General features: G+C 65.8%; 8 protein-coding genes and 1 pseudogene. 7 read left to right on the forward strand and 2 right to left on the reverse strand.

Annotated elements, in window-relative coordinates; all coding sequences use genetic code 11:
• Positions 1–467: 467 nt before the first annotated feature.
• Together OKW27_RS34580 and OKW27_RS34585 are read left to right on the forward strand one after the other, a co-directional pair.
• Complete coding sequence (locus OKW27_RS34580; protein WP_187611969.1) at positions 468–1,730, forward strand: MFS transporter; 1,263 nt, start codon at positions 468–470, stop codon at positions 1,728–1,730.
• A gap of 56 nt (positions 1,731–1,786) precedes the next feature.
• A pseudogene (locus OKW27_RS34585) lies at positions 1,787–1,903 on the forward strand (asparaginase); the annotation flags it as partial.
• A gap of 100 nt (positions 1,904–2,003) precedes the next feature.
• Here the strand turns inward: OKW27_RS34585 and OKW27_RS34590 are convergent.
• A complete protein-coding gene (locus OKW27_RS34590; RefSeq protein WP_429336075.1) occupies positions 2,004–2,996 on the reverse strand; it encodes a chemotaxis protein in 993 nt (330 codons plus the stop codon).
• A gap of 352 nt (positions 2,997–3,348) precedes the next feature.
• Here OKW27_RS34590 and OKW27_RS34595 point away from each other — a divergent pair, with 352 nt between their 5' ends.
• The 3 genes from OKW27_RS34595 to OKW27_RS34605 all read left to right on the forward strand — a co-directional run bounded on the left by OKW27_RS34595 (position 3,349) and on the right by OKW27_RS34605 (position 6,877).
• Positions 3,349–3,933 (forward strand): DUF4142 domain-containing protein, encoded by a 585-nt coding sequence (locus OKW27_RS34595; protein ID WP_429336076.1) that lies wholly within the window; start codon positions 3,349–3,351, stop codon positions 3,931–3,933.
• Between the two features lie 110 nt (positions 3,934–4,043).
• Positions 4,044–5,783, forward strand: coding sequence for a tetratricopeptide repeat protein (locus tag OKW27_RS34600; protein WP_429336077.1), 1,740 nt, complete (start codon positions 4,044–4,046; stop codon positions 5,781–5,783).
• A 68-nt stretch (positions 5,784–5,851) separates the two neighbouring features.
• Positions 5,852–6,877: an aldo/keto reductase gene (locus OKW27_RS34605; RefSeq protein ID WP_090803887.1), complete on the forward strand. Its 1,026-nt coding sequence runs from the start codon at positions 5,852–5,854 to the stop codon at positions 6,875–6,877.
• A gap of 84 nt (positions 6,878–6,961) precedes the next feature.
• Here OKW27_RS34605 and OKW27_RS34610 read toward each other — a convergent pair whose 3' ends face one another.
• Positions 6,962–7,705 carry an SDR family oxidoreductase gene (locus tag OKW27_RS34610; RefSeq protein WP_429336078.1) on the reverse strand — a complete coding sequence of 248 codons (744 nt, stop codon included), beginning with the start codon at positions 7,703–7,705 and terminating at the stop codon, positions 6,962–6,964.
• A gap of 118 nt (positions 7,706–7,823) precedes the next feature.
• Here OKW27_RS34610 and OKW27_RS34615 point away from each other — a divergent pair, with 118 nt between their 5' ends.
• Complete coding sequence (locus tag OKW27_RS34615; RefSeq protein WP_429336079.1) at positions 7,824–8,714, forward strand: LysR family transcriptional regulator; 891 nt, start codon at positions 7,824–7,826, stop codon at positions 8,712–8,714.
• Positions 8,715–8,851: 137 nt separating this feature from the next.
• Positions 8,852–10,366, forward strand: a complete 1,515-nt coding sequence (locus OKW27_RS34620; RefSeq protein WP_429336080.1) for an amino acid racemase — start codon at positions 8,852–8,854, stop codon at positions 10,364–10,366.
• Positions 10,367–10,468 lie beyond the last annotated feature (102 nt).

A 10,468-nucleotide genomic window follows, 5' to 3' on the forward strand; every position in this document is an offset into this window, starting at 1 on the left:
CGGGCGGCTGCCCACGGGGCACAATCATAGCCGCAAACAGCCCGGCAGTTCACATCGATACATCAAGCATAAATATACGCACCGCGAAGCGCGCGGCGAGCCCGACTGATGCCCAATCATGCCCATTGATGCGGACGCGCGTTCGATTTAACACCCGTCGCGTGACATGCGGCGCGCTGATGCACTGTAATCGGCAAACTTGACGATCAATCGAGGCGCCAAATTGAAAGGAACCGAACTGGATCTGTATACAACTGAAGAGCCAGGCCACAATTGGCTTTCAATCTTTTCGATGGCACATGGGTGTCCGATGTGCCGGGCTACGGTTTAGGTATGGCGTCCCATTTCGACGATGGGCGTCTCCACTGGTTCGAGATCAGCCTCCTTTGTGCATACCCTCCGGTCTTGCTCTAAACTAGCGCCCGCCCAACCCACGCCCCGATGCGCCCCGTCACGAGCAACAACCGATGCCCCCAGCCTCCATCGATCCCGCCGATTCCCCGCATTTCAGCCTGCCGAAACACCCGCCGTTCCAGCGTTTCTGGTGCACCCGCATCCTGTCGTCGCTGTCGTTCCAGATGCTCGCGGTCGCGATGGGCTGGCATGTCTACGCGCTCACGCATAGCGCGTTCGCACTTGGCCTCGTCGGTCTCGCGCAGTTTCTGCCGATGTTCCTGCTGACGCTCGTCGTCGGCCATGTCGCCGATCGTTACGATCGCCGCCGCATCGCCGCCGTCTGCCAGAGCCTCGAAAGTGTCGCTGCATTGCTGTTCGCGATCGGCACCTTCGGCGGCTGGATCAGCGCGCCGGTCATTTACGTGCTGGCTGCCTGCGTCGGCGCGTCGCGCGCGTTCGAATCGCCGGCCGTGGCGTCGCTGCTGCCGGCCGTGGTGCCGCGCGGCTATCTGCCGAAGGCGACCGCGTGGGCGACGTCCGCCAATCAGACCGCGCAGATCGCCGGGCCCGCGCTCGGTGGTCTGCTGTACGGCATCGGTCCCGGTGCCGCGTATCTCGCGTGCACGCTGACGTTCGCGGCGGCGGCCGCGTCGGTGTGGAGCATTCCGTTGCAGATGAAGCCGGCGAGCCGCGCGCCCGTCACGCTCGAATCGATCTTTTCGGGCATCGCGTTCATTCGTCGCGAGCCGGTGATTCTCGGCGCGCTGTCGCTCGATCTGTTCGCGGTACTGTTCGGCGGCGCGACCGCGTTGCTGCCGATCTTCGCGCGCGACGTGCTGCATGCGGGCCCGCTCGGTCTCGGCCTGTTGCGCTCGGGCACGGCGATCGGCGCGCTCGCGGGCACGATCTGGCTCGCGCATTTTCCATTGCGCAACCGGCCCGGCGCGGCGATGTTCGGCGGCGTGATCGTGTTCGGCATCGCGACGATCGTGTTCGGGCTGTCGCATCAGTTTCTGGTGTCGTTGTTCGCGCTGATGGTGCTCGGCGCGTCGGACACGATCAGCGTGGTGGTGCGGCTGTCGCTCGTGCAATTGCGCACGCCCGATGAAATGCTCGGCCGCGTCAGCGCGGTCAATTCGTTGTTCATCGGGACGTCGAATCAATTGGGCGAGTTCGAATCGGGCCTGACCGCGGGATGGTGGGGCGCGCAGCCGGCGGTGCTGGTCGGCGGTGTCGCGACGATCGCGATCGCGCTGTTGTGGATGCGGTTCTTTCCCGAACTGCGGCACACGCGCACGCTCGAGCGCGAAGAGGCGCTCGCGGCGAGCGCCTGATTGCCAGGGCCTGGGCGCCATCGCCCGATCCATGACACGACGAGGAGACGAACCGCATGAGCCAGTCCGAACTGCACCCCGCCGCGCCGGTCGCGGCGACGATCTATCGTGGCGAATCCGTCGAGAACACGCATCTCGCGCACGTCGCGGTCGTCGATGCGCCGCAGCGCCTCAACACGATGGGCGTCGAGATCGGCCGGATGGACTTCTCGATCGAGCTTGCCGCGCATCGTTGAGCGCGGCGATCCGATTCACTGCTCGACACTCCAGACGTCAAGCCGCCGCCGCCTTCGCCGGCGCGGCACCCAGCGCATCACGGATCGCGTCAGCGAGCTCGCTCGCCGCGAACTTCGCGACATAGCCGTTGGCGCCCGCGTTCTTCACATGCGCCTCGTTGGCCGCGCCCGTCAGCGACGAGTGAATGATCACCGGAATATCGCGCGTGCGTTCATCGGCCTTGATCTGGCGCGTCAGCATGAAGCCGTCCATCTCCGGCATCTCCAGATCGGTCAATACGAGCGCGATGGTGTCTTTCGCGCGCGCGCCGTTTTTCTGCGCTTCGCGCGCGACCTGCTGCAGCGTCTGCCACGCTTCCTCGCCGGTCTTCGTCATGATGTAGTCAGCGCCGATCGCGGCGAGCGCCTGTTCGATCAGCTTGCGCGCGAAGCCGGAGTCGTCGGCGGCGAGGATCTTCGCGCCGCGGCGGATGCCGAGCGCCTGGCCGACCGAGGCCGGATCGACGCTCGGATGCTGCGAGGGGAACACGTCGCGCAACACCTGCTCGACGTCGATCACCTGGGCGAGGCGCGAGTCGCCGGTATTGCCGTCGATGCGCGCGATGCTCGTGACGAGCTTGCCGCCCGCCGAGCCATCGGCCGACAGCACCTGGTTCCATTCGAGCCGGACGATGTCGTCGACTTCCTCGACCGCGAAGGCCTGCGTCGAACGCGCGAATTCGGTGACCAGCAGGATGTTCAGGCCGCGCGTCGGCTCGCAGCCCATCAACCGCGGCAGATCGATCACGGGGATGATCTGCCCGCGAATGTCGACCGCGCCCATCACGTAAGGCGACGATCCGGCGATCGGCTTGACGGTCGGCATCGTCGAGATTTCGCGCACCTTGAACACGTTGATCCCATACAACTCGTGCGCGTCGCTGCCCGGCACGTGGCCGAGGCGGTACAGCAGCAGCTCGAACTTGTTGGAGCTCGTCAGGTTGCTGCGTTCGGTGTGGCGCTCGTGATTGGCACGGTGGTCGTCTGCCATCGGAATCGTTCTCCAGAATTGCGGTGCTGAGCGGTGCTGAGCGTTGCCTGTATCTGGTTATCGGCGCCGATGGCAAAAAATTCAGCACTGCGTGGCAGCGTCGAGCGGCGCGCGCGATTCACGCGAATACGGCAAACGTGTGCGCATTCATATGAGGGTTACCTAAGGTTACAGAAGCGACAGCAGGGTTTCACCTGCCCGACGGTGTGGCTTCTAGAATCGGCAGCGATAAAAGCGTGGCGCCGCGCTGGGCTCGCAAGCAGTCCGCAGCGTTTTGCATCGCACGCTTTCGTTCGCGGCGCACACGTGTCCGTCGTTTTGCTTTCAGATGCTTTCACCTCAAGGAGAACGTATGATCCGCCTGCCTTCCGTCCCTTCCGTCCCTTCCGTCGCTTTGGCCCGCATCGCCGCCGTTGCCTGCTTCGGTGGTCTTCTGACGGCCGCCTCGGTGGCCAGCGCGCAGAGCGCCGCGTCCACGGACACGGGCCGCCTGCATGCCGCCGACCAGACCTTCATCGCGGACGGCACGCAAGCCGTCGCGACGCAGCGCGATGCCGCGCGTATCGCCACCGCGCGTTCGGCCGACCGCGACGTAAAGGCCTTCGCCGAGCGCGTGTCGAGCGACGACGCGAAGATCACCGACGCGTTGCGCGCGGCGAGTCCGCGCGGTGTCGACGTGCCGAAGAACGATCCCGATGCGGCCGTGCTCGCAAGCATCAACCATCTGCGCGGCGCGGACTTCGACAAGGTGTACATCGAGCAGGTCGCGCTCGCGGGTGAACAGAAGGCACTGTCCGCTTTCCAGGCGGAAATCGCAGCGGGCCGCGACGAGCAGTTGACGGCCGGCGCGAAACAGGCGCTGCCGACGATCCAGCAGCACTATGCGATGGCGCAGGATCTCGCGAAGCGCAAGCATCTGTCCGTGGCCGCGCAATAAGCGGCGTCACGTCGCTACGCGGCAGGCGGCGGTACTTCGAACCCGGGCTTTTCGGCGATAATCGTGCGCTTCTTCCGACGATTCTTCGCGCCTGCGATTCCAGGTACCGCATGAGCAAGCACGCCAGTCTGCCGCAACAGTTGGACCATCTGCTTCGACAAGCCGTCGCGCTCCAGCAGAACGGCGCGCTCGTCGAAGCCGAGGAGTTGTATCGCGAGATACTCGAACTGAAGCCGAAGCATGGCGACGCGTTGCGCTGGCTCGGCGAACTCGCGCTGCAAACGGGCCGCTTGCAGGAAGGCATCGATCTGCTGAACAAGGCGCTCGTGGTCAACGCGAGACAGCCGGCCGTGCATTCGAATCTCGCCTATGCGCTGAACGCGTTGCAGCGCCATGACGAAGCGCTCGCGTGTGCCGAGCGGGCGCTCGCGATGCAGCCGAAATTCGCCGATGCGTTGAACCATCGCGGCAACGCATTGGCGGCGCTGAACCGTTCGCTCGATGCGCTCGCGAGCTACGAACGCGCGCTTTCGCTCGTGCCGGAGTTTGCGCCGGCGTGGAACAATCGCGCATGCGTGCTGCGCGATCTCGGCCGCTATGCCGATGCGCTCGATAGCTGCGACCAGGCGCTCGCGTTGCAGCCGAACTATCCGGATGCGTGGAGCAATCGCGGCAACGTGCTCGGCGATCTGAACCAGCCGCACGAAGCACAACACTGCTACCAACGCGCGCTGGAACTTGCGCCTGCTTTCGTCGATGCATGGAACAACCTCGGTCTCGCGCAGATCGATCTGAATCAGCGCGAACAGGCGTTGTCGAGCTATCAGCGCGCGCTTGCGTTGAATCCGGTGTCGGTCGAAACGCACTGGAACCAGGCGCTGTGCCTGCTGCAAATGGGCCGCTTCGATACCGGCTGGCGCGAATACGAATGGCGTTGGGAGCGCAGCCGCATCAAGGCCGGCAGGCGCGCGTTCGCGCAGCCGTTGTGGCTCGGCGATGTTCCGCTCGACGGCAAAACGATCCTGCTGCATGCGGAGCAGGGCCTGGGCGACACGTTGCAGTTCTGCCGCTATGCGCCGCTCGTTGCGAAGCTCGGCGCGAAGGTCGTGCTCGAAGTGCCGGGCGCGTTGTTGCGATTGCTGTCGACGCTCGATGGTGTCGATCAGTTGATCGAAGCGGGGCAGCCGTTGCCGCCGTTCGATTGTCATTGCCCGCTGCTGAGCTTGCCGCTTGCGTTCGGCACGAACGAAGCGAGCATTCCGGCGGCGACGCCGTATCTTTTTGCGCAGCCGGCGGCCGTCAGCGAATGGCGTGAGCGGATCGAACACGACGGCAACATCAACGCGGATGCCGATGCAATCAGGCCGCTGAAAGTCGGCCTCGTCTGGGCCGGCGAGAACCGCGCGCATATCGCCGAGCTGCGCAAGATCGACGCGCGTCGGTCGCTCACGTTCGAGCAACTCGCGCCGCTCCTCGAGGTGCCGAACGTTCGCTTCTTCAGCGTGCAGAAGGGCGCGGCCGCACCGCAATTAGCCGAAAGCGCCTACGGTGAACGCGTCGCCGATTACACCGGGCTGCTGCACGATTTCGCCGATACCGCCGCGCTCGTCGCCAGTCTCGATCTGGTGATTTCGGTCGACACCTCCACTGCGCATCTGGCCGGCGCGCTCGACAAACCCGTCTGGATCCTGAACCGCTTCGACACCTGCTGGCGCTGGTTGCTCGAACGCAGCGACACGCCGTGGTATCCGTGCGCACGTCTGTTCCGTCAACCGGCGCTCGGCGATTGGGGCGGCGTGATCGATGCCGTGCGCGATGCATTGGGGAATCTGAGCGCCCCGCCTTCGTGACGCCTTTGGGCGCACACGCGTAGACTGAACCTCCGTTCATCGATGGCAATGCCACGGAGAGTTCTTCAATGGAATACAGACATCTGGGTGCATCGGGTTTCAAGGTGCCGGTGCTGAGTCTCGGCACCGGTACGTTCGGCGGCAAGGGGGAATTTTTCCAGGCGTGGGGCGCGACCGACGTCGCCGAAGCGCGGCGTCTGATCGACATCTGTTTCGATGCGGGCGTCACGATGTTCGACACCGCCGACATCTATTCGAAGGGCGCGTCCGAGTCGGTGCTCGGCGAGGCGCTGAAGGGCAAGCGCGACAAGGCGATCCTGTCGACCAAGGCGACGTTTCGTTTCGACGACGATCCGAACGGCGTCGGCTCGTCGCGCTTTCATCTGATCCAGGCGGTCGATTCAGCGCTCAAGCGTCTGCAAACCGATTACATCGACCTGTTCCAGCTGCACGGCTTCGACGCGAAAACGCCGATCCCCGAAGTGCTGTCCACGCTCGACGACCTCGTGCGCGCGGGCAAGATCCGCTATATCGGCGTGTCGAATTTCTCCGGCTGGCATCTGATGAAGTCGCTCGATATCGCCGACCGTTACGGCTATCCGCGCTATGTCGCGAATCAGACCTACTACTCGCTGGTCGGGCGCGACTACGAGTGGGAGCTGATGCCGCTCGGCGTCGACCAGGGCGTCGGTGCCGTGGTGTGGAGCCCGCTCGGCTGGGGTCGCTTGACCGGCAAGCTCAAGCGCGGCCAACCGCTGCCGGAGACGAGCCGTCTGCACAAGACCGCTGACATGGGGCCGCCGGTGCCGGAAGACTATCTGTTCCGCGTGCTCGACGCGCTCGACGAAATTGCCGCCGAAACCGGCAAGACCGTGCCGCAGATCGCGCTGAACTGGCTGCTGCAACGGCCGACCGTCGCGACGCTGTTGATCGGCGCGCGCAACGAGGAGCAACTGCGGCAAAACCTCGGCGCGGTCGGCTGGAATCTGACGCCGGAGCAGGTCGCGAAGCTCGATGCGGCCAGCACGGTGCGCCCCGCGTATCCGTACTGGCATCAGGAAGGCTTCGCGGAACGCAATCCAAAGGCGGTTTGAGCGGCGGGTCGACCACGTTCCAGGCGCTGCAGCCGGCGCAATGCACTGGTCCAGCGCGGCCGCACGCTGGACCAGTGCATCCCATCAAGCCAAACCGCCATTGGCCCGCAATACCTGCCCATTGACCCAACCCGCATCCGGGCCGACCAGAAACGCGACCACGCCCGCCACGTCTTCCGGCTCGCCGAGGCGTTGCAGCGGCGGCATCTTCGCGAACGTCTCGATCTGCTCGTCGGTCTTGCCTTCGAGGAACAGCGCGGTCGCGATCGGTCCCGGCGCGACCGCATTCACTGTGATGTTGCGCCCGCGCAGTTCCTTCGCGAACACACGCGTGAACGCTTCGACGGCTGCCTTGGTCGCCGTGTAGATGCCATAGCCGGGCAGGTTCAGCGCGAGCACGCTGGTCGAGAAATTGACGATGCGCCCGCCGTCGTTCAGGCGCGCGGCCGCTTCGCGCAGCGTGTTGAAGGTGCCGCGCACGTTGATGTCGAAGGTTTGGTCGTAGAGTGCGTCGGGCGTGTCGGCGAGCGGCGTGGGCTTCATCACGCCCGCGTTGTTGACGAGCACATCCACCTTGCCGAGTTCGCGTTCGGTGATCTCGAACATGCGACGTACGTCGCCGGGCTTCGACACGTCGGCTTGCACCGCGACCGCCTTGCCGCCAGCTTCGCGGATCGCACTGACGAGCGCGTCGGCTTCGCCCGCGCTCGCTGCGTAGTTGACGGCGACCGCGTAGCCGTCGTTCGCGAGCCGCTGTGCGATCGCCGTGCCGATGCCGCGCGATGCGCCCGTGACGATGGCGATTTTCGGTTGTGGGTTCGTGCTCATGATTGGTTTCCTCATAGAAGGTGGTGGATCGGTGAGGTGAATCATGAACGCTTTGCGCGCTGAGATAATCCGGTTAGACTCGCCATCATCATTCCATTTGCTTTAATAATCCGTCGCTATGGACCGTTTCGAGGAAATGCGCGTATTCGTGCGGATCGCCGAGCGCCAGAGCTTCACGCGCGCCGCCGACGATTTGCAAATTCCGCGCGCGACCGTCACCAACCTGATGAAGCGCCTCGAGCAGCGGCTCGGCGCGCGGTTGCTCGAACGCACGACCCGCACGGTGCGGCTCACGCCCGACGGTGAAGCGCACTACCAGCGCTGCGTGCGCCTGATCGCCGATATGGAGGAGGCCGAGGGGGCGTTCTCCAATCTCGCGCCGAAGGGGCTGTTGCGCGTGAACGTGCAGGGCACGCTCGCGCGGCACTTCGTGGTGCCGGCGCTGCCCGCGTTTCTCGCGCGCTTTCCCGACATCGAGCTGATGATCGGCGAGGACGACCGGCTCGTCGACCTCGTGCGCGAGGGCATCGATTGCGTGCTGCGCGCGGGCGTGCTGCAGGATTCGTCGATGGTCGGGCGGCGCGTCGCGCAACTGCAGCAGGTGACGGTCGCGAGTCCCGCGTATCTGGCCACGTATGGCGAGCCGGCCGATCCTGACGCGCTGTCGACGCATCGCGCGGTCAACTACGTGTCGAGCGCGACCGGCAAGCCGGTGCCGCTCGAATTCCGCGTCGACGGGCGGGATGCCGCGCTCGTGCTACCGTCGGCGGTGTCGGTCAGCGGCGCCGAACTGTACACGGGCGCGGCCCTCGCCGGGCTCGGCATCGTGCAGGTACCGCGTTACCGCGTGGATGGCGAGTTGGCGGCGGGGCGGCTGCGGGTCATTCTGGCGGACTATCCGCCGCCACCGATGCCGGTGTCGGTGCTGTATCCGCAGAACCGGCAGTTGTCGTCGCGCGTGCGGGTGTTCGCGCAGTGGCTGCGGGAGATTTTCGAGCCGGTGAGCTGAGGGAGCGAAAAACGCAAAGGAATGCGTTTTCGTGGTTAACGCCTGGACATGTGCGCCTCGCATAATGTCATTCTCAAGAGCGCAGAAAGCCGCCCGTGATCGAGGGTGGACGCACAGAACGACCGGGGGATCTGATCATGAATCGTTTTCGTTCGCTGGGTGTGGCGACGGGCGCGGCGCAGTTCGCCAGTGCCGACATCCTCAGCCGGATTAGCACGGCGTCGCGCCGGCCAGGCGCCGCGCGCCCCTTCGATCTGATTTTCGAACTGCGCGCGTGGCAGGGGCCCGCCGCGCCCGAGGCGACGGACCCGCAGTTCAAGATCCACGTGTTCGACACGATGCGCGCGTTCGAAAAACGCGGCGTCGACGCGATCGTGCTGCCTTGCTTTCTGAGCCACACCTTCATCGACGAACTCGCGGCCAACGTCACCGTGCCGGTCGCCAATATCATGACCGCGCTGTCCGCGCACGTGCGGCGCACCTATCCGTCGGCGCGCCGAATCGGCGTGCTGACGTCGGCGGCGATTCGCGCGAACGGCCTGTTCGAGCGCTACTTCGAAGCCGGGCGGTTCGACGTGTGCTATCCGCGCAACGACACCGGTTTCGACGGCGTGACGAGCGCCGTCTTTGGTGTCGGGGGCATCCGCGATGGGCGCCTGCACGGGCGGCCCGTCGAGCTGTTGCGCGCGGCGTGCGCGGATCTGGTCGCGCAGGGCGTCGACGTGATCGCGCCGGGGCTCGCGGAGATCGGCCTCGTGCTGCGCGCGCTCGGGCGCATCGAGGTGCCGCTCGTCGATACGAACCAGGTGTATGCGCGCTATGTCGCGGCGGCGCAGTACACGCAGCCGGAGCGGGCGTTCCGCCTGGGCGTGGTCGGCGGCATCGGGCCGGCCGCGACCGTCGATTTCATGGCCAAGGTCGTGCGCAACACGCCGGCCGCGCGCGACCAGGACCATATCCGGATCATGGTCGAGCAGAATCCGCAGATCCCCGACCGCACCGCGGCGCTGCTCGAGCGCGGCGACGATCCCACCCTCGCGCTGTACGCGGCCTGCAAGACGCTCGAGGACGGCGGCGCGGATCTGATCGCGATTCCGTGCAATACCGCGCATGCGTTCGTCGAGCGGCTCCAGCCGGCGCTGCGCGTGCCGATCGTCAATATGCTGACCTGTACCGCCGATTATCTGCGCGAGACCTTTCCGGGTCTGCGCGAAGTGGGCGTGCTGGCCACCTCGGGTACGCTCGCGAGCCGCGTCTACGAACAGGCGCTCGACGCGCGCGGCCTGGTGCAGATCGCGCCGTCCGCCACTGCGCAAGCGCGTCTGATGAACGCGATCTACGGCCCGCGCGGCGTGAAGGCGGGGCACACGGCGGGCGACTGTTGCGACGACCTCGCGGCGGCTGTCGACGATCTGCTCGCGCAGGGCGCGCAGGTGATCGTGCTCGCGTGCACGGAGTTGCCGTTGCTGTTGCGCGAACCGGTGCTCGCGTGTCCGGGCGGGCGCGTGGTGCGGCTGGTCGATCCGACCGACGTGCTGGCGAGGCGCTGCGTTGCGTATGCGCATGGCGACGGTGTCGCGCGTGGCACACCGGCGGGTTGCGCGACGCCGGATGCGGCGGGGTGCTCGCGGGTTGAAAGCGCGCTCGGCTAGTCGGGTGGCGTGACCGCGGCGCAGCCGTTTGCGCCTCGCCGCCGATCCAGAGGTCAAGGCGCGTCTGCGCCCGCCATGGAAAACTGTATAAACATACAGTAT

Origin of the sequence: Paraburkholderia sp. 35.1, from assembly GCF_050436525.1 — a bacterium.
Lineage (GTDB): Bacteria > Pseudomonadota > Gammaproteobacteria > Burkholderiales > Burkholderiaceae > Paraburkholderia > Paraburkholderia tuberum.

What these genes read in the sequence shown, in the direction of transcription:
- OKW27_RS34580 (WP_187611969.1), top strand. Translation starts at nt 468, where the DNA reads ATGCCCCCAGCCTCCATCGATCCCGCCGATTCCCCGCATTTCAGCCTG.
- OKW27_RS34590 (WP_429336075.1), bottom strand. Translation starts at nt 2,996, where the DNA reads ATGGCAGACGACCACCGTGCCAATCACGAGCGCCACACCGAACGCAGC.
- OKW27_RS34595 (WP_429336076.1), top strand. Translation starts at nt 3,349, where the DNA reads ATGATCCGCCTGCCTTCCGTCCCTTCCGTCCCTTCCGTCGCTTTGGCC.
- OKW27_RS34600 (WP_429336077.1), top strand. Translation starts at nt 4,044, where the DNA reads ATGAGCAAGCACGCCAGTCTGCCGCAACAGTTGGACCATCTGCTTCGA.
- OKW27_RS34605 (WP_090803887.1), top strand. Translation starts at nt 5,852, where the DNA reads ATGGAATACAGACATCTGGGTGCATCGGGTTTCAAGGTGCCGGTGCTG.
- OKW27_RS34610 (WP_429336078.1), bottom strand. Translation starts at nt 7,705, where the DNA reads ATGAGCACGAACCCACAACCGAAAATCGCCATCGTCACGGGCGCATCG.
- OKW27_RS34615 (WP_429336079.1), top strand. Translation starts at nt 7,824, where the DNA reads ATGGACCGTTTCGAGGAAATGCGCGTATTCGTGCGGATCGCCGAGCGC.
- OKW27_RS34620 (WP_429336080.1), top strand. Translation starts at nt 8,852, where the DNA reads ATGAATCGTTTTCGTTCGCTGGGTGTGGCGACGGGCGCGGCGCAGTTC.